This window comes from Planctomyces sp. SH-PL14, assembly GCF_001610835.1.
In the GTDB taxonomy this organism is placed as follows: Bacteria; Planctomycetota; Planctomycetia; order Planctomycetales; family Planctomycetaceae; genus Planctomyces_A.
In genome coordinates this window covers 5,040,839-5,065,689 of sequence record NZ_CP011270.1, presented here as the reverse complement: position 1 = coordinate 5,065,689, position 24,851 = coordinate 5,040,839, and the positions used below count along the sequence as shown (strand labels likewise).

General features: G+C 65.1%; 20 protein-coding genes and 1 pseudogene. 6 read left to right on the top strand and 15 right to left on the bottom strand.

All coding sequences use genetic code 11. The features are described from left to right. Positions 1–43: 43 nt before the first annotated feature. The 11 genes from VT03_RS19325 to VT03_RS19275 all read right to left on the bottom strand — a co-directional run bounded on the left by VT03_RS19325 (position 44) and on the right by VT03_RS19275 (position 9,903). Positions 44–319 carry a hypothetical protein gene (locus VT03_RS19325; RefSeq protein WP_075094502.1) on the bottom strand — a complete coding sequence of 92 codons (276 nt, stop codon included), beginning with the start codon at positions 317–319 and terminating at the stop codon, positions 44–46. A gap of 105 nt (positions 320–424) precedes the next feature. Further along, positions 425–778: a hypothetical protein gene (locus tag VT03_RS19320; RefSeq protein ID WP_075094501.1), complete on the bottom strand. Its 354-nt coding sequence runs from the start codon at positions 776–778 to the stop codon at positions 425–427. Between the two features lie 41 nt (positions 779–819). Continuing rightward, positions 820–1,050, bottom strand: a complete 231-nt coding sequence (locus VT03_RS19315) for a hypothetical protein (protein WP_075094500.1) — start codon at positions 1,048–1,050, stop codon at positions 820–822. 179 nt (positions 1,051–1,229) lie between these two features. Beyond that, positions 1,230–1,715, bottom strand: coding sequence for a hypothetical protein (locus tag VT03_RS19310; protein WP_075094499.1), 486 nt, complete (start codon positions 1,713–1,715; stop codon positions 1,230–1,232). Positions 1,716–1,783: 68 nt separating this feature from the next. Next, entirely contained in the window at positions 1,784–2,686 is a 903-nt protein-coding gene (locus VT03_RS19305; protein WP_075094498.1) for an alpha/beta fold hydrolase, read from the bottom strand. A gap of 63 nt (positions 2,687–2,749) precedes the next feature. After that, the gene (locus tag VT03_RS19300) at positions 2,750–3,331 is read right to left on the bottom strand and encodes a TetR/AcrR family transcriptional regulator (RefSeq protein WP_075094497.1); all 582 of its coding nucleotides are present in this window, start codon (positions 3,329–3,331) and stop codon (positions 2,750–2,752) included. Between the two features lie 105 nt (positions 3,332–3,436). Beyond that, positions 3,437–3,739 carry a hypothetical protein gene (locus VT03_RS19295; protein ID WP_156514620.1) on the bottom strand — a complete coding sequence of 101 codons (303 nt, stop codon included), beginning with the start codon at positions 3,737–3,739 and terminating at the stop codon, positions 3,437–3,439. Between the two features lie 165 nt (positions 3,740–3,904). After that, the gene (locus VT03_RS19290; protein ID WP_075094495.1) at positions 3,905–5,215 is read right to left on the bottom strand and encodes a YegJ family protein; all 1,311 of its coding nucleotides are present in this window, start codon (positions 5,213–5,215) and stop codon (positions 3,905–3,907) included. A 431-nt stretch (positions 5,216–5,646) separates the two neighbouring features. Continuing rightward, a complete protein-coding gene (locus VT03_RS19285; RefSeq protein ID WP_075094494.1) occupies positions 5,647–6,981 on the bottom strand; it encodes a hypothetical protein in 1,335 nt (444 codons plus the stop codon). A gap of 2 nt (positions 6,982–6,983) precedes the next feature. Next, complete coding sequence (locus tag VT03_RS19280) at positions 6,984–7,499, bottom strand: RNA polymerase sigma factor (RefSeq protein WP_075094493.1); 516 nt, start codon at positions 7,497–7,499, stop codon at positions 6,984–6,986. Between the two features lie 166 nt (positions 7,500–7,665). Next, positions 7,666–9,903 carry a PD40 domain-containing protein gene (locus tag VT03_RS19275; RefSeq protein ID WP_075094492.1) on the bottom strand — a complete coding sequence of 746 codons (2,238 nt, stop codon included), beginning with the start codon at positions 9,901–9,903 and terminating at the stop codon, positions 7,666–7,668. An 852-nt stretch (positions 9,904–10,755) separates the two neighbouring features. Between VT03_RS19275 and VT03_RS19270 the strand changes: the two genes are divergently transcribed. Next, positions 10,756–11,100, top strand: coding sequence for a hypothetical protein (locus VT03_RS19270; RefSeq protein ID WP_075094491.1), 345 nt, complete (start codon positions 10,756–10,758; stop codon positions 11,098–11,100). Positions 11,101–11,452: 352 nt separating this feature from the next. Here the strand turns inward: VT03_RS19270 and fusA are convergent, their stop codons facing one another. Next, complete coding sequence (gene fusA, locus VT03_RS19265) at positions 11,453–13,615, bottom strand: elongation factor G (RefSeq protein ID WP_075094490.1); 2,163 nt, start codon at positions 13,613–13,615, stop codon at positions 11,453–11,455. Between the two features lie 961 nt (positions 13,616–14,576). On the opposite strand from fusA, the gene VT03_RS19260 reads away from it, so the two are divergent. After that, positions 14,577–15,008 (top strand): response regulator, encoded by a 432-nt coding sequence (locus VT03_RS19260; RefSeq protein ID WP_075094489.1) that lies wholly within the window; start codon positions 14,577–14,579, stop codon positions 15,006–15,008. A 337-nt stretch (positions 15,009–15,345) separates the two neighbouring features. On the opposite strand, the gene metW is transcribed toward VT03_RS19260, so the two are convergent. After that, a complete protein-coding gene (gene metW, locus VT03_RS19255; RefSeq protein ID WP_231870478.1) occupies positions 15,346–15,993 on the bottom strand; it encodes a methionine biosynthesis protein MetW in 648 nt (215 codons plus the stop codon). 136 nt (positions 15,994–16,129) lie between these two features. Further along, a complete protein-coding gene (locus tag VT03_RS19250; RefSeq protein ID WP_075094487.1) occupies positions 16,130–17,542 on the bottom strand; it encodes an MFS transporter in 1,413 nt (470 codons plus the stop codon). A 684-nt stretch (positions 17,543–18,226) separates the two neighbouring features. On the opposite strand from VT03_RS19250, the gene VT03_RS19245 reads away from it, so the two are divergent. The 4 genes from VT03_RS19245 (at position 18,227) to VT03_RS19230 (ending at position 23,682) form a co-directional block, all read left to right on the top strand. Beyond that, positions 18,227–20,122, top strand: coding sequence for a family 16 glycoside hydrolase (locus VT03_RS19245; RefSeq protein WP_075094486.1), 1,896 nt, complete (start codon positions 18,227–18,229; stop codon positions 20,120–20,122). A gap of 117 nt (positions 20,123–20,239) precedes the next feature. Next, positions 20,240–21,148 (top strand): LolA family protein, encoded by a 909-nt coding sequence (locus VT03_RS19240; protein WP_075094485.1) that lies wholly within the window; start codon positions 20,240–20,242, stop codon positions 21,146–21,148. 396 nt (positions 21,149–21,544) lie between these two features. Further along, positions 21,545–22,669 (top strand): WD40 repeat domain-containing protein, encoded by a 1,125-nt coding sequence (locus VT03_RS19235; RefSeq protein WP_156514619.1) that lies wholly within the window; start codon positions 21,545–21,547, stop codon positions 22,667–22,669. 347 nt (positions 22,670–23,016) lie between these two features. Next, positions 23,017–23,682 carry a hypothetical protein gene (locus tag VT03_RS19230; RefSeq protein ID WP_156514618.1) on the top strand — a complete coding sequence of 222 codons (666 nt, stop codon included), beginning with the start codon at positions 23,017–23,019 and terminating at the stop codon, positions 23,680–23,682. Positions 23,683–23,743: 61 nt separating this feature from the next. Here the strand turns inward: VT03_RS19230 and VT03_RS19225 are convergent. Further along, a pseudogene (locus tag VT03_RS19225) lies at positions 23,744–24,679 on the bottom strand (DNA-methyltransferase); the annotation flags it as partial. Positions 24,680–24,851 lie beyond the last annotated feature (172 nt).

Genomic DNA, 24,851 nt, shown 5'->3' with positions numbered 1-24,851 from the left:
GATAACGGAGGGTCGTTGCGACATGTCGTCCTGGCGGACGCCCCTACTTGGGCTTGCGGATGAACTTGCAGAACCGGCTGGTCTTTCCCTCCGCGGTTTCGTCCTGGTAGAGAAAGGCCAGGTCTTCCTTGTCGAACTTGTCAAAGAACGTCTCCCAGTCGACTTCCTCCAGGCGTTCCTCCTCGGGCGGGAAATCGACCCGCAGGATCCCGGCCTCCTCGTTCTTCTCGGTCCCGGCAACGCTCGACGGCTGACCGCCGCGCTGCTCGATCCACTGCCGGATTGTCGAGTGATCGGTCGTTGTTCTGGCTTCGGACATGGCGTTTTCCTCCTGCCCGGAAACCGTACACACGTCGTGCCCGAACACGCATAAAGAAGCGATGCTCTTTCCCCCAGCGGGCCAGCCGAACGCCGCAGCCCACCTTCAGATCGAAGGGGCAAAGCTCTCCGCGATCCCCGAGGAGTCCTGCTTCGGCTCCGGCAGCGGGATCTCGCGCGGGGTCCCCAGTTGCACATCGCCCAGCAGCGCAAAGTTGCCCTTTCGATAAAGGGCGTGCTCCGTCGGCTCTCCGGTCTCCTGGTCGATGAGAAGCCGGGAGCGGCCTACATCGAGATCGCCCGAGAGAATCCCCGTCGCGGGATCCCAGTCGGCCGAGTTGAACTGGATGGAGCCGGGCGGAAAGCCCCGCCATTCGGCGTCATTGAAAGCGGACGCCAGCTGCATGATCGCCGCGAACTCCACGTCCGTCGCCTTTCGGGTGAACGGGATCCGCTGCATGACAAGCCTCTCCTTGGGGACGGCCAACCGACGGGCCGGATTCACGGCAAGAGCACCGGCGACCGAACTCCCGTCAGGGCCTCTTCGATCGCCGCAAGTTCCACGAGGAGATCCTGTGAACGCGGGCGGATCTCCGGCGAAGCCTCCGGGCCGGAATCCCGATTCTCATTCAGCTGATCGAAGATGCGACGGAGATGGGCCGCAAACGCCGGCCGGCCCACAGGCGATTCCGTGGTGACCTGGGTCAGGATCTTGATGAGCCGTATGCACATTGGTCGCTCTCCTCCGCAGTTCCGGCGAAGGAGCATGAGTGCAACTGAGGTGCCCGGACAGGCCGATTCGACTGTCGCCCGAGCCGTGGCCACGGGCCCCGTCCAGTTCTCTTCCCCCCCCCCAATGCGAACGCCCCGCGGGTTCGCGGGGCGGGACGCAACATCGTTTGGAGGGAGCATCAGCGGGCGACAACGGCGATCGGGCGGAACCGGGTCACGGACGCGATACCCAGGAGCACGAAGGCGACGACCACAGTGAGCTGGGCGATGGCGAACGGCGCCTCCGTCTGCGTGGGAGCCAGAGCCTTGAGAGCCGGAACCTTCTGGAACAGCTGGACCACCAGCACGAAGACGTTGAAGTACTGGGCGACCAGGGCCGTCACGACGTAGGTGCTCCGCCATCCCCCTTGCATCTGCCGGGCCGACCGGGCGTAGACCGCGACCGCCAGGACGATCAGCGAGAGGACCGCCAGGATATGCGAGGGGAGGATCCGGTCGGCGGGGAGCAGGAAGCCGGTGAGGCTCGTAGCGATCGTGGTGTTCAGGAACAGCGACTGCCAGCGGTCGAGCCGCTGCGCCGTGACGAAGCCATAGGCCGCGACGAAACCGGCGGCGATCCCAACCAGGCTGATGGCGACATGGACGACGAGGAAGAACGTGAACATGAGAGGTCTCCTTGGGTCAATCGAGAAGGTTGTCAGCAGGGACTGGATTGAACGATGGACTCGTGAACTCAGAGCGAACGGCTCAGGAACGTCCGGATCGCTCCGGCGATCTCGACGGCGTGGGTCTCCAGGGCGAAGTGGCCCGTGTCGAGGAGGCGGACTTCCGCGCCCGGGTTGTGGAGGCGGTAGGCCTCCGCTCCGGCCGGGAGAAAGAACGGGTCGTTACGTCCCCAGATCGCGAGCGTCGGCGGACGATGAATCGCAAGGTGGGCCTGGAATGCGGGATAGAGGGCGACATTCTTCGCGTAGTCGCGGAACAGGTCGAGCTGGATCTCGTCGTTGTCGGGCCGCTGCAGCAGGGCCCAGTCGAGAGTCCATGTTTCCGGAGCGACGAGCGATTCGTCCGGGACGCCGTGGACATACTGCCACCGGGTCGCCTCGAGAGTCAACAGCGAGCGGAGGGCCTCGCGATGGGCGGCGGTTGGCTCGCGCCAGTACCGCTGGATCGGGTCCCAGGCGTCGCTCAGCCCTTCGGCGTAAGCGTTGCCGTTCTGCGAGATGATCGCCGTCACCCCCTTCGGCTGGGCCATCGCGAGGCGGAACCCGACCGGTGCGCCATAGTCGAAGACATACAGGGCGTACCGCGTCAGTCCGACCACGGCTGTAAACCGTTCGATCGTCCGGGCCAGGTTGTCGAAGGTGTAGGCGAACGTGTCGCGGCTCGGCTGGTCCGTGAACCCGAAGCCCGGGAGGTCCGGCGCGACGAGGCGGAACGAGCCGGCCAGGAGCGGCATCAGCCGGCGGAACATGTGGGACGACGTCGGAAAACCGTGCAGCAGCAGGATCACCGGGGCATCCGCGGGGCCGGCCTCGCGGTAGAAGACCCGCAAGCCGTCGACATCGACCGAGCGGTGCGTCACCTCCGGGATCGTGGCGAGCGAGGGTTCGTTGATCGGGGCGGCGTGTGTCATCTCATTGTCCTCCGCGGTTAATACAGACAGGTCTGTCTTGCTTGGTCAAAAATGAACACTCGATCAGTTCTTCGCGGCCTGCTCCATGAGCACGCGAGCGGCGTCCCGGGCGACATCGGCCGCCTTGGGGTCCTGATGCATCTGGGCGGTGACGATCGCTCCTTCGACCAGGAGCGAGATCGCCGGCAGGAGCCGGGTCGACTTCGATCCGATCGATTCGGCGATCAGGCTCTTCAGCATCCCGTTGAACCGCTCCCGCTGCGACCGGCAGTATTCGGCTCCCGGATGCTCCGGATTGGCCAGCTCGACGGTCGCGTTGATGAAGGCGCACCCGCGGAAGGCGGGGGACTCCAGCCAATCCTTGAGGGCGGCGAAGAAGGGGTCGAGCGGGCTCTTGCCGGCCTTGGCATGCCGCGTCATCGCGGCCTGGAAGAACTCGGCCACAAGCTGCTCGCGATACTGCAGGACCGCCAGGAGGAGGTCGTCCTTCGAGGGGAAGTGGGAGTACAGCGTCATCTTGGCCACCCCCGCCTCGGCGATGATCTTGTCGATCCCGACGCTGCGGAACCCGTCCCGGTAGAAGAGCCGGTCGGCCGTCTCGATGAGACGCTGGCGGGCTTCGGAGGAGGAGGTCTTGGTGGCCATGGCCCGAAGATACAGACAGGTCTGTATAGTGTCAACAACTTCTGGAGAGAATCTTTGCGAGTTTCGGATTTCATGAATCGGTGACTGCGCGGAGGAGAGACCTGCCTACCGGATCGCGTGACGGGCCCCGCGACGACGAAGAAACTGCTCGTCACCCGTCTGCCAGTAAGGAACATGCGGCCTGAACTCAACTCGCCATAATCCGGGTTCCTGACGCAGTCGCATGATGAAGCGGCGACGGCGCTCGTCCCCCTCCGGCAATGACAGAGTCAGAAATGGAACGCCCTTGTGCTCACGTTTCGAGGCCCATAGCTCATCGTCAATTCCCCAGCTGGCCCCCAACTCCAGCAGGTTGTCCATCTCATGCCGGTTTTGCGTCCACGCGATGACAAGACTCGCCGTCTTCATGGCCGTCCTCACTGACGTGCTGAAGAGTTTGCCGACGGGCAAAGGCTAACGAAGACTCCTTCCACTGAAGAGAGGCGGCGAGGAACGGTCGCGCCGTCCCCTCTTGACAGTCACGGCGCCCGAACGCTTCTGAAGGCAAACGGAAGAGAAGCGGGTGGCCGGGGACTATTCCTTCCGGCGTTCCTCGTTCGACGACGCCGAGTCCCGCTCGACGATCTTCTTCATCGCCTCCGCCGTAAAACCACCCGTCATCGCCCCGCCCTGAACAATGATCCAGTCACAGACATCGGCGACCGGCTTGCGGACCCGGTCCCCCGCCTTGACCCCAACCGCCATCCCCGGATCGCTGTCGAGAACACCGAAGACCGAGTCCCCCTCCATCGCCGTGACCCGCAGCCACATGAACTCCGGATGCTTCGGAGTCTTGAACGGGACTTTGACGAAGCACGGGGGCCGTTCTCCCTCCCCCACCTCTTCAAACACCTCGACGAACTCGGGCCACCGCCGCTTGGCCTCCTGCATCGCCGCCACCATGAGCGGATCGTCCTCGTCGACGAGCAGAATCGGATCAGCGTCGCGGCCGCGGATCGCGGCGACCGGATCGTCGCTCCGCAGCTTCGCCTCGGTCCCGGGCTCCACGGAGTACACGGCGGTGAACTGCGGCAGGAGGACCCCCAGGCACTCTTCGTCGTACAGCTCCGCCGCGAGCCGGCCGCAGGCGCGGTACACGGCCGCGGGATCGTCCGGAGTGTCGTCCATCGACGTGATCGCGATCCACGCCTTGTGCGCCTCGACGGCCTTCCTGGCCCGCGGCTCCCGAATCGAGGCCGCGACGCTCTCGTGGTCATCCAGAGGCTCGTCGATGGAGTGAACCGCGAGCGAGTGGGGCCGGCAGAAGCAGAGGAAGACCGGCATGTTTCCGCCGACGAAGAGGTCGCCGGAGGACTCCGCTTCGCCGTCGTCACCCATGTCGGAGCACTCGGCGCCGAAGGCCCGCGAGGCCGCGCGGGTCAGGATGGCGGAGTCGAGATAGAGCGGCGTCGACCGCAACAGAACGATCGAAGGACCGGTCGCGTCGTCGTCCGATTCTTCGGACGGCGGGCTGAGGTCCATCGTCCACAGCAGATAGACCCCATAGATGCCGCCGGCCAGGAAAAGAAGCTGCGACAGAGGGTATCGACCGGCCCGGACGAGCAGGAAGCCGTAGAACAGCGTCATGAGCGTGAACGTCGTGCTCAGGAGCCACTTGGCGATCTTCGAACGGCGGTAGAGGGCGATCCCCCCGCCGATCCAGATGAGTGCGGCGAACCAGCCGAGCATCGGGATCTCGCCCCATCCCCAACGTCCGGCGAGCGACATTTTCCAGTTGAGCCAGGCCAGGCGCAGGCCGGCCGCGACCCCGAGGATTCCGGTCAGCCGGGGCGGGTCGTTCCAGACCTCCCCCGCCCAAGTCCACCACCGTTTGATACTGATCATGCCCACCTCCGATAGCGCCTCGGATGCCAGCAGGCTACGACTCGGGGCGGCCCTTCGCAATTCGGATCGGGTGACGGCGTTCGGATGATTGCCAGCGAGAGTAAACCGGGTCCAGGGGCACCCTGGTGGGGGATGCAAGGGGGCAACGCCCCTTGCCCGCCGGAGGCCGTCTCGTCGAGAGTCGTCAGAAGGAGTATGTGTCCAAGCGCGGACACCGTGTCGTATGCCCCCTCACCAACCCGCGGCGACTGCAAAGCGAGCGTAAAGGTCTCAACGCCGGTTCCCCAAAGCGGACATCCGTTGCATACAACGGTTCCTCATGGAAGTGCCTCCGGCGGCAAGGGGGTGAGACCCCCTTGACCCTGGCTGCCGTCGCACGTTGGGTTTGAGCTAGCAGCGCCGCGCCGGCAAGGATGTGGCTCGAGACGGCTCTATCGGCGATTCGGCAACTTCTCAGCCGGAACGTCCCGCACACTGAGGTCTCCGTAAACGACGCGGTAGTCAGCCGCACCCGCCGGGCGATACCAGCAGACCGCCGTCGCGGTGTCCCCCAGCCGGACCCCCTTCCCCTGGTAATGCCAGCTGCCGCGATACATGGTCCAGAAGCCGACCAGCACCGACCGACCGCTTCCCCACAGCGACACCTCTTCCTGGCGAACGTATCCCCGCTGAAGCGTCTTCTCCCACTCCGTCTGCTCCGCTTCAGGCGTCTTCCAGAGCCTGTCCGCCATGAGCGGATCGGAAGCCGGGGAATTCTCGTCGTCCGTGAAAGTCCCCCCTCGGACCCGGGCGAAGACTTCCAGCCACTCAACGAGATCCTTCTCCGTCGGCATCCGATACCGGGTCTGCTCCAGCTGGTATTCCTCCGGCGGCGTCAGGACGTACTGCGCAACATCGAGCGGAGCGTCATAGACGATGTCGGTGACGATCGACCCCTTCAGCTCCGTCCCCGCGGTCTTGGCGTCTGGCGGGACCGGCCCGGGGGACGCGGGGTCGGTCTCCGGGTCGTAGACCTCGGCCGTCGGGTTCTGATAGCGAACGATCTGCCGCGTCTTCCGATCGATCCAGAAGTCGGCCTCTTCGTTCCCGGCCTCGGTCGACACCCGCAGGCCGATGACCCGCCGCCCGTCGATCTCGCGGGTCCCCAGATCCTTCCGCACCTTACCACGCTCCAGCATCTCCTCGATCTGTCTCAGTGCCGAGGGAAACTGCTGGTGGGCCTGAAATGGGGCGGCACAGCTTTCATCGGTGAGGATCGCCTTCTTCTCGCTCAACCGGAGCTCCAGCTTGAGTCCGCGAGGGGCGTCCTCGGTGACGATCTGCCACGGAACGCCATCGGCGCCAAAGTTCACCATCCGGTACAGGCCCGGCGCCCGATAGTTGTGTTCCGTGTACGAGACCTGCCGCCACAGCGGAGCCGGATCCCCTTCGCCCCGGACGTGAACGTAGCCGACGCTGCGGAACTGGATGTTCCTGGCCCGGCGGAAATCCTGGGCGACATCGGCCAGGGCGATGCTTCCCGAGGTTCCGAGAGCCTGCCACGCCAGCACACCGCACAGCAGAACCGCCGCGGCAAGCCCGGCCGACATGACCCGCGCCCCCCAGCGACGGCTCCCCGGCCCTCCCCTGGACGGCAGCCCGCGCTCGGCGAGCTTGTCCAGAACAAAGGGGGGCGGTCCCGGCGGGACCTCTTCGGCCAGGACCGCCGCCACCGCCGCATCGAGCACCGCGGATTCGGAATCGTGGTCAGCATGGAGTCGTGTCATGATCATTCCTCCCGGGGCGCGAGGACGGGGCGAAGGTCGTGGAGGGCGCGGCCGAGAGCCTGCCGGGCCCGATGCAGCAACACACCGACGTGCGGGCCGCTCAGACCGAGCTGAACGGCAATGTCGTCGTAACTCATCTCGTCGAAGGTCCGCAGGCAGAAGACTTCCGCCTGCTGGGGCGGAAGGTCGGCGAGGGCCCGACGCAACCGGTCCGCCAGTTCCGACGCCGCAGCCGCCTGTTCGGGACTCGAGCCGGGCGAACAGGCGTCCGGCCCTTCTTCCGACTCACGCCGCTCGCGACGACAGCGGACGCGGAGCTGATCAAGCGCCCGGCGGACCGCCACGCTGACGAGAAACGCTTCCCATTCGCGGACCATCTCGGCCTGCGGGTGGCGCAGCACCGAGAGGAACGTCTCCTGCACGCAGTCGGCCGCCCCCTCGCGATCCCGGAGGATCCGCCAGGCGGACCGCCAGACCGCGGCCGAATGTCGTCGGTAGAGAGCGTCCCACTCCGGCATGCGGGTGACTTCTGCGGAACGAAGAAGGGTGTCGATCCTCCAGGAAGTCGCTGGAGACACCCTGAACATTACAGAGCAACGGCCCGGAATAGGAAAACTGTCGGTCTTCGCCGGGGACGCGACGGCGGATCGACGAGAAAGTCGCGGGCACCGAGCCGTGACACCGCTACTCCGAAGCGGTCCGCATGTGGCAGGAGACGACGATCTTCTTTCCGTCGGGCGAATAGGCGACGTCTGAGTAGCTCCGCAGGTCGTCCTGGCCGGGGAGGAGGCGGGGCGGGTCCTGGGTGTCCGGATCGACGAAGTAGATCTGGTGCCGCCGGGTCTCGGGATCGAGCTTCACGAACAGGATCCGGCTCTCGGCCGGACTCCAGGCAAAGCTCGCCAGCATTGGCCCTTCGCACCGCCGGATGAGGCCGGAGTCCGCCCCCCTGGCGTCGACGATGCCCAGCTCTTCCTTCCCCTCCTTCGTCACCCCTTTGAACGCGATCCGCTTTCCATCCGGCGACCAGACCATGTTCCACGCGATCTGCCGATACGGAGTGTCGGCCTCCTCAAACAGACTCTCCGTCGTCCCCTCGACGATATTGGCCACCACGAGATTCCCTCCGCCCGGAGTCGCCGTCGCAAAGACGAGCCGGCCGTCGGGCGCCCAGTCAGTTCCCCAGCCGCTCGAGCTGATCTGGACCAGCTCCTGCTCGGCCCCCTGGCTGCTGGCGACTACAACCCCGCCCATCTTGGGGCTCGAAAAGGCGACGCGTTGACTTCGCGGCGAGAAACTCGGCATGGAGCCGTCCCCCAGGATCCGCGGGTTTCGGCCATCGGCGTCGACAATGACGATCTTGGAGGAGGAAAAACTTTCGCCGCTCTGGGGCTTCCAGCCGTCGAAGGCGATGAGCTGGCCGTCGGCTGACCAGACGGGGGAGCCCTGCTTCTGGAAGTCCGGCAGCTCCGTGAGCTGCTTCATGTTCGAGCCGTCGGCATCGGCGATGAAGAGCCGCGTCGAATACTCGCCCGGAGTCTCACCTAGTTCGGCGGCCGCCTGCTCGCGGCCGCGGGTGAACTCGGCGAGATCGAGCGAGCCGTTTTCGTCCGCGTCGTCCCGCTTGAACCGTGCCGTCGCCCGGCCGAACCGAATGCGGTATCGCTCCGCTTCGCGCTGGTCGTCCGTGACGGGCTCGGCGTGCGGGAAGACCTCGGTGAACGTCAGCCGGTTGTCGCGGTCGGCGTCCTTGATCCGGAACAGGACATCGACCGGGACCTTGGTGAGGTCGGTGACGAACTCGAACTCGTCGAGCCCCAGCCGCCGGTCGCCGTTGCGGTCGAAGCGGCGAAAGAGGTCCGCCGCGACGCCGATCATCCATGGGCTCCGCTCGGTGTAGAACTCCGACCAGTCGAGGAAACCGTCCTTGTTGGCGTCCTGACGGCTGAGGAGCCTCAGCGTCACGTAGCCGAGGCCGGCCGGGGCGAGCTGGAACTCGCGGAGCGAGAGCTGGCCGTCCCGGTCGTCATCGCAAGCGGCGACTGAATGGACGCACTGGGCCTTCGTGGCGCCGGTTGAGGGGTTGCCGAACAGCTCGGCGGCGTTCAGGAGGCCGTCGAGGTCCTTGTCGAGGTGGAGGAAAAGGTTCATGCCGTCGACGTTCAGGCTGGGGGCCTTGAGCATCTCGGGGCCGGTGAGCTGGCCGTCTCCGTCCTTGTCGAGCTCGGTGAACAGCTTGGCCCGGTCGGGAGGGGTCAGCCAGTACGACGCGACGAACTCGGAGCGGGAAACCGCGTGGTCGCCGGTCCGGTCCGCCGTGCGGATCCAGCTCAGGTAGAGCACTCGGCCGTTTGTGGAGCGGGCCGGCGTGCCGTCTCCATAGACCGTTCCGTAGCCGAGGCCGATCAGCCGCTGGGCTTCTGCGTCGTCCACGGCTCCGTTGCCGTCGGCGTCCCAGACCTCGAACTTGAGATCGCCGAACGGGGGGAGCTTGGCTTTGAGGTTCGCTTCGGGCCATTCGCCTGCCGACAACTGGGCGTCGCCGTTCCGGTCTGCCTCTTTCAGCAGCGGCCGCCAGGTCTTGAGGGCGGCGGCCGCGAGCTCGGCGATCGGATCGGGAACGGGGCCTCGTTCGTCGACGGGAAGCCGGCCTGGCAGGGCGCGGAACTCGTCTTCGTTCAGTCCCCCGCTGCGGTCGAAGTCGACGACGCTGAAGTTTCGGCGGGCGACTTTCGGATCGGGGAGGCCCGGTGATGCGAGGTACTCCTCTACCGAGAGGGCTTTGTTGCCGTCGCGGTCGAGGCTGGCGAAGTCGGTCTTGGCGGCTGGCTCCGCGGCGGTGACCGGTCCAGCCAACGGCACAGCAACGCTGGTCAGCAGGGAGAGCAGGAGACGAGTCGGGAGCAGTTTACGGCTCAGCATGGCGGCCTCAGCACAGGCGTCGGGTATGGCCCGCGACGTCGACGTTCCTCATCACCGGGGCAGAGGAGCGCGCCCCGACGTCATTCACGCTATCCGGAGATCCTGGCGGCAACAAGCGGGCGCGATCCCCAACCGGGTCCAGGGGGACCCTGGTGGGGAGTGCAGAGGGGCAACGCCCCTCTGCCCGCCGGAGGCCTGGCCGTCGAGAGATGTCTGAAGGAGCGCGTGTCCAAACGCGGACAACGTGCCGTATGCCCCCATACCAACCCGCGGGGATTGCAAAGCGAGCGGTGCAGGTTGAGGGAGTCCTCAATGCTGGTACCACAAAGGGAACATCCGTTGTGTCCCACGGCCCCTCATAGAAGTGCCTCCGGCGGCAAGGGGGCGAGGCCCCCTTGACCCCAGCGGCCGTCGCATATTGGGTTTGAGCAATCAATGCTGCGCCGGCAAGAACGCGGTTCGAGCATCGGGATGGACGGCGGCGCGTCAGTAGTCCCACTCTTCGAACAGGCGAGCCACCAGCACCGGCCGACCGACCTGCGCCACTCCTCCGCTCCGCGCATCTCCGTCAATCGACCTCACCCCCTTCGAACGGGCGTATCCACCCCGCCCCTCCCAACCGCACCCGCGAACCGTCCTCAATCCGACGGCATCAACATCCGATTGGGCAGATCGCGCGGGACGGAACGGCCCTCTCCGCCGGTTTCCGACGCCGCAGACCGCGGCAGCAACCGATTGGCACGGACCTTTCATTGTGGTCCCGGCGAGCGAACGAAAGCCGGCGGACCGTTGCGAAGCCGGCCGTTCCCGCGTCTCCCCATGAGACGCCTCATTCCTCTTTGCAGGTGCACGATGAAGACTCTGATCCTGTCCGCCGCCGTGGCTCTGACCGCCGCCCTCGCTCCGTCGACCGAAGCGCGGGCCGACCACCACCACGGCCCCTCGGGACACGGCCACTCGGGGCACGGTCACTACGGCCCGAGCCACGTCCACGTCCATCCGCCGTACCGCCCGTATCGCGGCTACGGATACGTGGCTCCCCCCTACGGCTACACCTACGTCGCCCCGGCCGTCCCCGTCGCACCCGCGCCGGTCTACGTTCCGCCGACCTATGTCGCGCCGACCTACGCCCCGTACTACCCGCAGTCCGGGATCTCGCTCTACGGCAAGAACTTCGGGTTCCAGCTGTCGAACTGAGACAGGCCGTGAGGCCAGACATCGCGAAGGAGGCTGCGCTGATGCGCAGCCTCCTTTCGTGTTTATGCAATGAGATGAAGCGGCGAGAAAGAGCCCGCAACAAGGGTTCGCGATCGGACAGCACTCGCTTCCAACGGTTCTCGGCGGTCGCGCGTCCGTCGGCTCGCGCAAAAAAAGAAGGGGCGAGCCGGCATTGCTGCCAACTCGCCCCTTCGACATTCAACACATCAAGCTGTCAACAAGTCCGGAGACCGCCTCCGACAGTTGCGTTCGAACACCGTCCTGGCCGGACGGACATCCTTCGCGCAACCCATCGTTCCACGGCCACCAGGTCCAGGGGCTTCGCCCCTGGCTACTTGTTCTTTTCCTTTTCGAGCTTTTCCTTGCGGCGACGCTCGACCACTTCTTCCTGCACGTTCTTCGGGACCTGCTTGTAGGCCGCGAATTCCATGCTGAAGCCGCCCTTGCCCTGCGTCATCGAACGCAGTTCGTTGGCGTAGTCGAACATGTTCGCCAGCGGGACTTCCCCTTCAATGACCGCCACGCCGAGGCGGGCCGTCGTGTTGGTGATGAGTCCCCGCTTGCTCGAAATGTGGCCGGTGACCGGACCCTGATACTCCTCAGGGACTTCCACTTCGAGCTTCATGATCGGCTCGAGCAGGCACGGGCTCGCCTGCAGAATCGCTTCCCGCAGCGCCAGCCAGCCGCACGTCTCGAACGCACGTTCGTTCGAGTCGACGTCGTGGTAGCTGCCGTCCGTGATCTCCGCACCGACCCGGACCACCTCGCACTCGGCCAGCGGTCCCTTCACGATCGCTCGCTGGAAACCGTAGTCGATGGCGGGGATGAACTGGGACGGGATGCGTCCCTGGGTGATCTTGTTGACGAACTCGTAGTTCACCGCCGAACCTTCCGGCAGCGGGAAGACACGACCCACGACGTGGGCGTACTGACCCGAACCACCGGTCTGCTTCTTGTGCTTGTAGTTGAAGCTGACTTCCTTGGTCGGCGTCTCCTTGTAGGCGACGCGCGGCTCACCAATGATCGTCTCGCACTTGTACTCGCGGCGAATCCGCTCCGTGTAGATTTCGAGGTGAAGCTGACCCATCCCCGCGATGAGGGTTTCCCCGGTTTCGGGGTCCGACATGACGTGGAAGGTGGGGTCTTCACGACGGAACCGCTCGAGCGCCTTCGACAGCTGCGCCGCGCCGTCCCGATCCTTCGGCTCGATCTTGAGCTTCAGCACCGGTTCGGGGGCGTAGATGCTTTCCAGCGAGATGTTCATGTCGCCGCTGACGAACGTATCCCCGGTCGCACAGTCGACACCGACCACCGCGATGATGTCGCCGGCTTCGCCGACTTCAATGTCCTGCCGGTCGTCGGCGTGCATGCGGACGAGACGTCCGATACGCGTCGACTTGCCGGTACGGGTGTTGGTGTAGGTGTCCCCCTTGCGGATGACACCCTGATAGATGCGGGTGAACGTCAGCTGGCCGAACTGCTCGACGACGGTCTTGAATGCCATCGCGACGGTCGGCTTGGTCGGGTCCGGAGCGAGGACGATCCGCTTCGTCTCCGATTCCTGGATCTCGCCCGACTTCCGCGCGGCTTCCGTCGCATCGTTGTCGATGGCGGTCACTTCGCGGTCGAGCGGGCTCGGCAGGTAGCGGGTGACGGCGTCGAGGAGGGTCTGGACCCCCTTGTCCTTGAAGGCGGAGCCGCACATCACGGGGGTGATGTGGTGGGCCAGGGTCACCTTGCGGATCAGGGCGTGCAGCTTCTCGATCGGGTACTCGGTCTCTTCCAGGAGGGCCGCCATCAGGTCGTCGTCGTACAGCGAGAGGGCTTCGAGCATCGTGGCGCGATGCTTCTTGGCCTCGTCGATGTCGTCTTCGGAGATCTCCTTGACGACGACGGTTTCCCCCTTCTTACCTTCGTAAGAGAGGGCCTTCATGGCGACGAGGTCGATGACCCCTTCGAAGGTGTTGCCGGCGCCGATGGGAATCGTCAGCGGAACGGCGTGGACGTTCAGCTTGTCGGTGACCTGCTTCACGACCTTGAAGAAGTCGGCTCCCGTGCGGTCCATCTTGTTGACGAACGCGATGCGGGGAACCTTGTACCGCTTCATCTGGCGGTCCACGGTCAGCGACTGGCTCTGCACGCCGCCGACCGAGCACAGGACGAGGACGGCCCCGTCGAGCACGCGGAGGGAGCGTTCGACTTCGACGGTGAAGTCCACGTGCCCTGGCGTATCGATCAGGTTGATCGTGTAGTCCTGGTCCGTTCCGTCGGCTTCCTTGCGGTGCCAGTGCACCTGGGTGGCGGCGGACGTGATGGTGATGCCGCGTTCCTGTTCGAGGTCCATGTGGTCCATGGTTGCCCCGTCGCCGTCCCCCTTCACTTCCTGGATCTTATGGATCTTGCCGGAGTAGAAGAGGATGCGTTCGCTGAGGGTCGTCTTGCCCGAGTCGATGTGGGCGGAGATCCCGATGTTTCTGACGAGAGTGAGGTCCATTGCCATGACGGTGAGGTCGTTGAGTTGAGGTTGGAGGTTCTTGGGTCAGTTGTGGGTGAAAGGAACACGCCAAGCGCTCTCCGGAGACCGGACGATTGGTCTGCCGAAGGTGAGGCCCGGGCAACGCGCCCGGCTGGCCGCCGCTTCCGCAGGACCGGGTCTGTCGTGAGACAGGAGTCTGTGGCGGAAGGCAAAATCACGCAGGATCTGGTCGGGCGGCCAAGAGAAGGAGCGGGCTCGGACACGGCGGCCGTTGCGAAACGAACGGAGCCGGGACCGGGGAACCTGTTACCTTTTGACCGCGAAGCGGCTTACGACCTGGCGGACGCAAGCTCATGGGAGAGAGCCGTCAGGCCTGACGCCACTGTGGTGGATCGGATTGTTCAGCCATGGCGGCTTCCTGTCTTACGGGTGTAGGGAATCGTCCAGCCGAATCGTTCCGCATCCGGGGAAATTTCCCTCGCTTCGATCACGAAGCGGGAGGAAAACGACAAACCCACAGGTGGAAACTGACGGAAAACAGACAGATTCTCAGCGGGTCCATCCCTGGATGGCGGCGGAATCGTATTCATCGTCCCCCTGCCAAAACAAGGGCAAGGGGAATTTTCCGGCGCGATTTTGGGGCGCACTGCGGCCCGGGGGAGGCGATTCCCGCCCGGAACAGGACAGTCTTCGGGGCCGTCCGGTTCGCTTCGCCGTTGCGCTCCTGGCTCGACCGGGCCTCGTCTGTTCTCCCGGGCAATGCCCCGTGGGACGACCGGAGAATCCCGGGGGGCATCAGCGGGCTGCGGGTTTCGACCGTGGGAGCGACGCCGACTGTGTCAAATTCAGCCCGCCGCCGGCGTATGAAGTTCCATCACCCCTTTGAGCGGCTACACTTTCAGGTCCTGAGTCGAGCAGGGCTGGACTCAGTGGATCCCCCCCACCCCTTTCTGGCGTCGCTGTCCGTCACGGAGGAATCGTGAACTCGAATGATCGGCCAGCCGGATCCGCTCCCCAGCCGGGGCCTGAGGCCTCCGGGAAGCGCCGGATCCTGGTTGTGGACGACAATGCCGACAATGCCAAGACGCTTGGCATGCTGCTGAAGCTGACGGGGAATGAGCCTCACACGGCGTTTGATGCCGAGGAGGCGATGCGGTTGGCGGAGTCGCTTCGTCCGCGGGTGGTGCTCCTCGACATCGGGCTGCCGCGGATCAGTGGTCATGAGGTGTGCCGCTGGATTCGGGCGCAGGAGTGGAGTGAGGGGATGGTGCTGATTGCCCTCACTGGCTGGAGTCAGGAAGAGGATCGTCAGCGGTCGGCCGAGGCGGGGTTTGATGCTCACATGGTCAAGCCGATCCAGCATCAGGAGCTGACGCGAGTTCTGAACGAGCTGGCGCCGATCGGCGGGTAACAACGTCCTTGCCGGCGCGGCTCCCACAGCTCAAACCCAACGTGCTACGGCAGCCTGGGGTCAAGGGGGTCTCACCCCCTTGCCGCCGGAGGCATTCTCCCTGCGGAACCGTGGTGCACAACGGGCGACCGTTTTGTGGTACCGGCGTTGAAGATTCCCCGCTCGCTTTGCAATCCCAGCGGGTTGGTGTGGGGGCATCCGGCACGTCGTCCGCGCTTGGACACGCCCTCCTTCAGACATCTCTCGACGGCCAGGCCTCCGGCGGGCAAGAGGGCTTCGCCCCCTTGCATCCCCCACCAGGGGTGGCCCCCTGGACCCCGGTTCGGCAAGAGCTCAACTACGCGCTGTGGGCCCGCTCCAGAATGTACAGCGCACTGTTCGCCCTCAGATTCGCGGCCCATGCACGCTCCACCGCCCGGTCACCAATAATCGGCAACTCCTTCACAATCCGGAAGTTGCCATGATGCGCCAGCTCACGGAAATCAAGCATCGTGAGGAAGTGAACGTTCGGCGACTCGTACCACTCATACGGCAACGAATCCGTCACCGGCGCCCGACCACGCAACGCCACCTGCATCCGGATCCGCCAGTGCCCAAAGTTCGGCACCACAATCAACGCCCGCCGAGCCACCCGCAGGATCTCATCGAGCACCTCCAGCGGCCGACTCACCTGCTGCAACGTCTGACTCAACACCGCAAAGTCAAAACTCCCCGGCGGGATCTGGTGCAGTCCCTGATTCAAATCCGCCTTCAGCATCGGCACGCCGCGACCAATCGCATGCTGAAACGCCAGATGGTCCCGCTCCACCCCCAGCACGTCACAGCCCAGTGTATCCCGCAACTGCGACAGCAGCCGCCCATCCCCGCACCCCAGGTCCACCACCCGGCTGCCGCGCTCGATCTGCCCCAGGATGACGTCGTCCGCCACCGTGGCACAGGAGTCGGCAAAGACCAGGCGTTTAGGCATAGGCACGGAAAGTGACAAGTTCTCGGTCGTCAGTGTTCAGTCAGCAGATCACGGAAAACGGCGGGTGACAAGCACCGATTCCGCCGCGCCCCTGTTTTCGAGGGGCACGGCCTCCAGAACCGGCCAGCCGCCGACAGCTGCCACGCCGGCGACATCACTCGTGGACGTCGTTCGTCGGCTCCGGAAGGAACTGCGTCAGGATCGCTCCCACCAGGGCATACACCCCGGCAACCGCCGCCCCCATGAGGGCGATCTTCGCCGGATCGGGCGGCTTGGCGGCGGAGAGCGTGATCGTAATCCACGCCGCCGCGGTCCCGATGACCCGGCCCCCAATGTTCGCCGCAAAGCTCTCACCCGTCCCGCGGAGGTGGACCGGGAAGACGAGCGGGATGTAGTTCCCCCAGAAGCTCATCTGGCCGACGACCAGCGCTCCCGCGGCAAAGATCGCGTACCGGAACATCTCGACCGAGCCCTCGGTCTTGAGGTTCATGGAGAGCCAGTAAAAGATCGCCGGAACGAAGAGCAGGCTCGGAATCTGGAAGATCCGGAACAGGTTCCGGCGGCTGAGGATCCGCACGGCCAGGATCGCCAGGAGGATCCGGCCGACAAGCCCGCCGATCTCCTGCCATCCCTGGACCGACGCGGCAATCTTGTCGGTCGTGTTCCCCTTGATGATCCCCGCATCCTTCTGGGTGAAGGGCTTCTCGGCCGTGGCGGCCTCCTTGGCCTTGGCCTGGTTCGCTTCGACCGCCTTCAGGACATCGACGTGACCGGCGAGGATCTGCGGGGTCTGCTGAATGGCGCCGAACGCCAGGCCAAAGGTCGTGGCGAAGCAGAGGGTCGTGACGATCGTCGTCTTGCGGAGGGCCGGGCTGAAGAGCTCGGCAAAGCTCGGTCGCTTGAGCGTTCCGGTCTCCCGCTTCTTCTGCCACGCCGGGGACTCAGGCAGAAACGGGCGAATCAGGATCAGGGGGATCGCCGGGATCAGGCCGGAGATCAGCGTGTACCGCCAGGCCTCGTGTCCGCCGCGGATCGCCGGGAAGACCGTGGCGTAGGTCGCCGCGAGATTCGCCGCGACCGCCACCATGACGCCGCCGGCCGAGGAGAACGCCTGGGTGTAGCCGAGGACCTTCTCACGCTGCTCCGGGTTCGGGAAGAGTTCGGCCAGCCACGCCACCGCCGCGACGAACTCGACGCAGACGCCGATGAAGACGAGGCAGCGGAAGAAGAGGAGCTGGTAGAGGTCGGTCGAGAGTCCGGCGGCGCACGCCCCGAAGGCGTAGAGCAGGATGCTCCAGGTGAGGACGAAGCGGCGGCCGAGGCGGTCGGTGAGGTAACCGCCGAGGAGGCCGAAGACGCCCCCGGCGATCGCGGGAACGAAGAACAGGGTGCGGGCCCACTGGACGTATTGAACGCCGCCGGGGAGCCAGTCGGCCGGGGTGCCGGTGTTCGGATGGAGGGCCGCGATCGCCGGCTTGACGATCAGCGGGAGCATCAGGAGTTCGTAGATGTCGAACGCGAAGCCGATGGAGGCGATGATGCACACGAGCCAGTGCATCGTGGTCATCTTGATCGGCGGGGGAGGAGCAGGAGGGGAAGCGGCAGGCTGGTCTTGAGACACGCGGGGGGCTCCGGGCGGGTGGGATGGTCGCGGGAGATCTGGAGTCTAAGGCGAGGGTGGGGCAGTCGCAATTCGCGGACGACGTCCTGGTCGGCGCAGTGTTCTTCATGCAAACCCAACGTGCCACGACAGCCTGGGGTCAAGGGGCCAAAGACACAACACGGGCCCCCTTGCCGCCGGAGGCGCTTCCATGAGGAACCGTGGTCAACAACGGACGTCCCTTTGTGGAACCGGCGTTGAGGACTCCACGCTCGCCCTGGAATCCCCGCGGGTTGGTGAGGGGGCATCCCACACGTCGTCCGCGTTTGGACACACAAGGTATCCGATGGTGTTCGACGAGACGGCCTCCGGCGGGCAAAGGGCCGAAAAAACAACACAGGCCCCTCTGCACTCCCTGACCAGGGTGCCCCTGGACCCGGATAGGGACAAGTGATTTTGCGTTGCGCCGCTCTACCTTCCGCCTTCAGCCTGAACCCCTTCCGCCTCCCTCACAGGCGCCCCTTGCATCTCCCACCAAGGGTGACCCCCTGGACCCCGGTCAGGCTTTGACCCGGTCGCTTTCGATCGACGGAACCCCCGCGTACGATGCCCAGCCCTGATCGCCAACTCACTCTGATCGGAGATTCCTTCATGTCCGTGTCCCGCTGGTGGTCCGCTGCCGCCATCGCCACCCTCTTCGGCACCTCCACCCTCCCCCTCTTCGCCGGCGAAAACGAACTCACCGAATCCGAAAAGCGCGGCGGCTGGAAACTCCTCTTCGACGGCAAAACCACCGACGGCTGGCGGAACTACAAGAAGGACAACATCTCCGAAGGCTGGAAGGTCCAGGACGGCACCCTCGTCCGCGCCGACAAAGGGGCCGGAGACATCGTCACCAAGGACGAATACGGCAGCTTCGAACTCTCCATCGAATACAAGATCACCGAAGCCGGCAACAGCGGCATCATGTTCCACGTCTCCGAAGACGGCGGAGCCCCATGGCACTCCGGACCCGAAATCCAGGTCCAGGACAACGTCAAAGGGCACGACCCCCAGAAGGCCGGCTGGCTCTACCAGCTCTATGAGCCCAAGCCCGGCTTCATGGAAAAGACCCAGCCCGACGCCACCCGCCCCGCCGGCGAATGGAACCAGATGCAGATCCGCATCACTCCGGCCGGCAGCGAAATCAACATGAACGGCGTCCGCTACGTCACGTTCACCAAGGGGAACAAGGACTGGGACGACCGCGTGGCGAAGAGCAAGTTCGCCAAGATGGAAAAGTTCGGCAAGAACACCAAGGGGCACCTCTGCCTCCAGGACCACAACGACGTCGTCGCCTACCGCAACATCAAGATCCGCGAACTCCCGGACAACGGCATCGCCAAGGACCCGGTCGACGGCAAGCTCCCGCTCGTCTCCGAGAAGGCGTTCCCCAACCTCAAGTGGGCGGGCTGGGAGCCGGAGACCGAGAGCGGCCAGATCCGGCCGTTCCGCACCATCTTCCTCATGCACTCCGGCGACGGCACCAACCGCCTCTTCGCGGGCGAGCAGTGGGGCCAGGTCTTCGCCTTCAAGAACGATCAGGCGGCGACCGACAGCCACGTCTTCCTCGACCTCCGCAAGAAGGTCCAGTACGCCGACAACATGAACGAGGAGGGCCTCCTCGGGATGGCGTTCCATCCCAAGTTCAAGACGAACGGCGAGTTCTTCATCTACTACAGCACCAAGGACGCCGAGCACACCACCGTCGTCTCGCGGTTCAAGGTCTCCAAGGATGACCCCAACAAGGCGGACCCTGCCTCGGAAGAGGAACTGATCCGCTTCCCGCAGCCGTTCTGGAACCACAAGGGAGGAACGATCGCCTTCGGTCCGGACGGAATGCTCTACATCGCCCTCGGCGACGGCGGCGCGGGGAACGACCCGTTCGGCAACGGCCAGAACCTCAGCAAGCAGCTCGGCAAGATCCTCCGCATCGATGTCGACCACAAGGACGCCGGCAAGGCGTACGCCATCCCGAAGGACAACCCGTTCGTCGGGAACAAGGACGCCGCTCCGGAGATCTACGCCTACGGCTTCCGCAATCCGTGGCGGATCGCCTTCGACTCCAAGACCGGCACGCTCTGGTGCTCGGACGTCGGCCAGAACCTGTGGGAAGAGATCGACCTCGTCGAAAAGGGCGGTAACTACGGCTGGAACTTCCGCGAAGGCCTGCACCCCTTCGGCGCCAAGACCCCGCCGGCGGACGCCAAGCTGCTCGATCCGATCTGGGAGTACGACCACCAGGTCGGCAAGTCGATCACCGGCGGCAACGTCTACCGCGGCAGCCGGATCAAGGAACTCGCCGGCAAGTACGTCTACGCCGACTACGTCACCGGCAAAGTCTGGGCCCTCGACTACGACGAGGAGAAGAAGGCGGTGAAGGGGAACTACAGCATCCCGTCGAACGGCCTGCCGATCATGTCCTTTGGCGAAGACGAGCAGGGGGACATGTACTTCATGGGGGTCGCACCGGACGGCCACGGCATCTACCGCTTCAAAGCGGAATAAGAGTTGCCTGAGAGGATCGGAATTCGAGGCCAGGGGAGCCTTGGACGGAAACGTCCAAGGCTCTTTTCGTATCGACACGCGACGGCGGCGACCACTTTCCGACCTTGGGAGTCTGCGATGCACGTGAAATGGCTGGCGGGTCTGGTTCTGGTGGCGATGTCCCTTCCGTGGACGGCGAGCGGCGCCGAGCCCTCCGAAGCGGAGATCCTCGAGAAGGCCCGCGAGGCGGCCATTGCGGATGCCCGCGACATGCGGTCTGCATACGGCAAAGGAATTCTCCTCGTTCGCCGCAAAGCGCGGGCAGACGAGAAGGAGGTCGTCCAGTCCGAGGGGACATTCGAACTGTTCTGGAAGGAAGGCCGCTGCCGCCTCGATCTCCACCTCACCCGGCATCGGGTTCGCGTTGTGATACTGGGCAAGGAGGACGAAGCGGGGCAGGAAGGCGACCTCAAAGGGGAGCGCCGCGTCATCCTGGGGGACGCTGACTCGGGCACAGTCGTGACGTTCTCGCCGCGGATTCACCCGACCAGCTGCCAGATCGAAAACTATGGCTCGCTGGACGATGCGATCGCCTTCGCCGAATTCCCTTTCCGGCATCCCGCCCACCTGTGGCAGGACGTTCTGAACGTCGACCGGCTGATCACCAATCTCGACGGCGATCCGATCGCCTTCGCCGATGGCAAGAATGGGCGGCTCGAAGGACGATACCGTGTCAAAAATTCAAAGAAGAGTCACGGCGTTTTCGAGATCGACCCCCGCACCGGATATCGGGTGACGTCGCACCAGACCTTGGTCGATCCGTCGACGACCCCGCTGGTGGAGAAGCAGGTTGTCTGGGGCCAGGCGGAGTCGGTCTGGTTCGTGAAGGAGCTGCATCTCACGGAGCGCTTCGGCGGCGAAGGCGAGACCCGGACCTCGGTCACCTACACCACCTTCGCTCCCAATCAGAAGGTCGATGACGCGGTGTTCGATCTCAAGTCGCTGGAGATCCCCGCGAGGGCGCGCGACCTCGATCGCTCCAAATAAAGGCCGCCGGTTTCACTGGGCGGTGTGCCTATCGGAGGGACCGACAGGGCAACGCCCCTTCCGGGAGGGCGAAGCTCCTGCTGAGCCGCGAAGGTTCGCAAACGCGTCCCCACCTATCATCTCGCCCTCCCGCCCCTCTCCCGGAGGACCGCCACTGCTCCCATCGGGCGAAGGGGCGAACGGGAACCTTCTCCACCGCCGCGGCTCGGCCGGAGCCTCGCCCTCCCAGGGTCTTCACCGCAAGCAACGCGGCTCCCTTGATCGTCCCCCTGCGAGTTTTCCACCGACTCTCGCAGCACACACCAATTGGCGGCAGAGGTCCGATCGCTCGCAGGTGGAGCCGTTCGCGGGAACAATGTTCTCCGGCGTTGAGAGCTGTCCTGGCTGAGGAGCGTCATGGGCCGTCGGCGGACGTGGTGGCGATCGTGGGGCGTGGTGTGGGCCGTGCTGGTCTTCGCCGCGTATGCCGCTGCGCAGCCGCCGCGTGAACAGCCGATCTGCCTGGGGCTGAGCTTCTCGGCGGACGGCCGCCACCTCGCGACGTGCGGCGACCGGGTCCGGATCTTCGACCTGCGGACCGGCCGCCGTGTTCCCGAACTGGAGACGGCGGGCGAATCCCCGAAGCCCGACGCGGATGCCGAGCCGGAGTGGCGCTGGCCGTTCAAGGTGGGGCCGGACGAGCGGATCAGCCGCGTGATCGCGTTCTCACCTACGGAACCGAACGTACTCGCGGTCGGCTTCGACTCCGGACGGATCCAGCTCTGGCGGTTCGGCGCCGTCCGCGTTCGGCAGGAGCTGACACGGGAGATGGGCGAACCGCGGGCGCTGGCGTTCACGCCGGACGGCCAGTTCCTGATGAGCGCGTCCACCAGGTTTCAGTTTCAGAAGCCCCCCAAAGGACATCTCATCTCCTGGCGGACAGCCGGCGGCCGGCGGCTTCGTGTTCTGGAACGGGACCGAAGCATCGAGGCCCTTTCGATCTCTCGCGATGGCCAGCAGCTGGCGTTCTGCGCCGGCAACACGGTCGAACTGATCGAGCCGGAGACCTTCGAGAGCATCGGGACAGCCTCGCTTCCGACTGGCGATCGGAAAGGAAGCCCGTTCGGAGCCGCAACCGGATTCACGCACGACGACCAGCGGCTCTATATCGCCGGCGCAATCTCCGAACAGGTGGGAAAGAAGACCCGTGCGGCCGGAGCACTCTGGACGCTGGTTCTACAGGACGGGGGCACAATCCAATTGATCGACCCTCCCAGCTCCGAAATGCTCCGCACGCTGGCCGTCTCGCCCGACGGCAATCGCGTCATCACCAGCCGCCCCGCCCGGAACGGACGCATCCAGACGATGGCTCTGCGGGATGCCGCCAGCGGAGACGTGATCTGGAGCACGGACCGACTCTTCAGCGAACCGGATGCGATTCGCTTCTCACCCGACGGCCGGTTCGTCGCGTGGTGCCAGTCCAATCGGATCGAACTGGCCGACGCGCTCACCGGAGAGACAGTCTGGACCTTCGTTCCGTAGCGTGACGTCGCAGGCCCCTCCCCGAAACGCTCTGCGGAAGGGCATGGCTTGACCAGACCGTGCCCCAATTGGGGCGTCGACGACGCCCTGCGAGACTCGCAGTGGATCAGCGAACCGGACGGAGTCGACCGATGTCCAGATCCCGCAATCCAGTACAAATGCCAAGGCCTTGTCCTCCCTGAACCTCGGAACGCACGGGCCCGCCGATGTCACACGAGGAACTGTCGTCACGCGAACGCGAGTTGCTTCGATCGATTGAGGAGTTGTACGCCGTGTTCCGACGGTACCGCCTCGTCGGTCCGATGGATGCCGATCCACGCTTCCCGGGAGTTTGCGATGAGCGCCCGTTGGGTGCGGCCCCTCTCGATCAGCTGCCTCCGGAGGCCTTCAAGACCTATCAAATGAAGGCGATGACCACATGGGGAACGCTTCGTGATTTCAAGCACTTCCTCCCCAGGATGCTCGACATCATTGGAACGCCTGCCCGGTCGGATCCGTTCGGCGAGCTCGATCCGTTCTTCATCTTCGGAAAGCTCGACTACGCGAGCTGGACATCGTGGCTGGCGGATGAACGCTCCGCCGTGGACTCTTATTTCAATGCCCTGTGGAGCGTGCTCCTTCTGCGTCCAGACGAAGGCTCCTGGGCGTGGCCGATATCGAGATGGCTCCGTGATCTCTCGTCGGTGCGCGGCACCCTGACTCCGCTCCTTCACCAATGGGAAGCGGATCTGGCGGACTTGTCGCGAGGGCCGACTCCCGCCTTTCATCTGGCTCGACTTGTCGAGGACGAAGGGCAGGACTTCCTGAGCCCCCGATCAAGACACGGGTTCCGGCATGGTCACCCGCCGCACGTTCTGGAGTGGCTCGTCTCCGACAGCATCGGCCAGCGGCTCATGGACGCCTTCTTTGCGTGGCACGACATGCCGGGCGCAGAGGCTCTCTCGGAGGCGTACGAACGGCAGCAGATGTGCAGGCAACTCGTCGACAACCTGCGGCGGAACGGAGAGTTGTGAGCCGTGGGCTCTATGTCTCTTCGACAGCAGGGACCGACGCCTTCTTGCGGCCGGGACGCTTCTTCTCCGCGGTTCGGCGCGGCTTTCCTTCCGACGTTTTGGGAGCGCTCATCAGCGGCTCTTCCGCGCCGTCCATCCGGTCGCCGGAGGTGATCCCCGCCAGTCGTCGGAGGCCCAGGTCGACGTACTGTTCCGAGAGGTCGAAGGCGAGGTAGCGGCGGCCGAGCTTCTTGGCGACGGCCGCGGTCGTGGCGCTCCCCGAGAAGGGGTCCATCACCAGGGCATCCGGTTCCGAGCAGACCCGGATGATCCGGGCCAGAAGCTGCTCCGGCATCTGGCAGCCGTGGAAGCCGGCGCGTTCCTTGAACGTCCCCGCCACCCGTGGGAAGTACCAGGTGTTCTCGTTGGGTTGGAACCGCTCGGCGAGGTCCTGCGGGCGAAGGGTCCAGGTCTGCGGGGTGTCATCGTTGGCGTCGGCCGGAGCCGGCTGCGGCGGAAGCTCTTCGGTCCCCGTGCGGACCTCCGCGGCGTTGGCCGGAGGGAGGATCCAGGTGTCGTCGGGGAGTCGGCCGCGGGGGTTGGCGCGGGCGTCGGCGTAGACGAGCTGTCGGGCGGAGGGGACGCGGTTCTCCAGTTCGTCGGATCGGAAGACGAAGTTGGCCGGGTCTTTTACGAAGTGGAAGAGGTGTGCGTGCGAGCGGGTGAACTTGCGGGCGCAGTTGACGCCGAACGTGTAGTACCAGATGACCCAGCTCCGGCAGTGGAAGCCGAGCTTCTTGGCCTCGATCTTGAGTTCGGCGGCGTACTCATCGCCGATGGCGAGCCAGAAGGTGCCGTTGTCGGCGAGGGCCCGGTGGACCGCCTGCATCCAGTCGCGGCACCAGTGGATGTACTTGTCGCAGTCGAGGGAGTCGTTGTAGACGTCGTAGTCGTAGCCGATGTTGAAGGGGGGGTCGGCGAAGACGAGGTCAACGCTTCCGGGCTGGAGGGCGTTCATCCCGGCGATGCAGTCGGCGTTGAGGATTGTGTTGACCGGGTCGCTCATGTCGTCCGCTGTTCAAGGAGGAGTGGGCGGCAGTTTATCGGGGAGGCGCCAAGAGCGCAACCAATGGCAGATCCGGGGTCCAGGGGGGCACCCCTGGTGGGGAGGGCAGAGGGGCCTGTGTTGT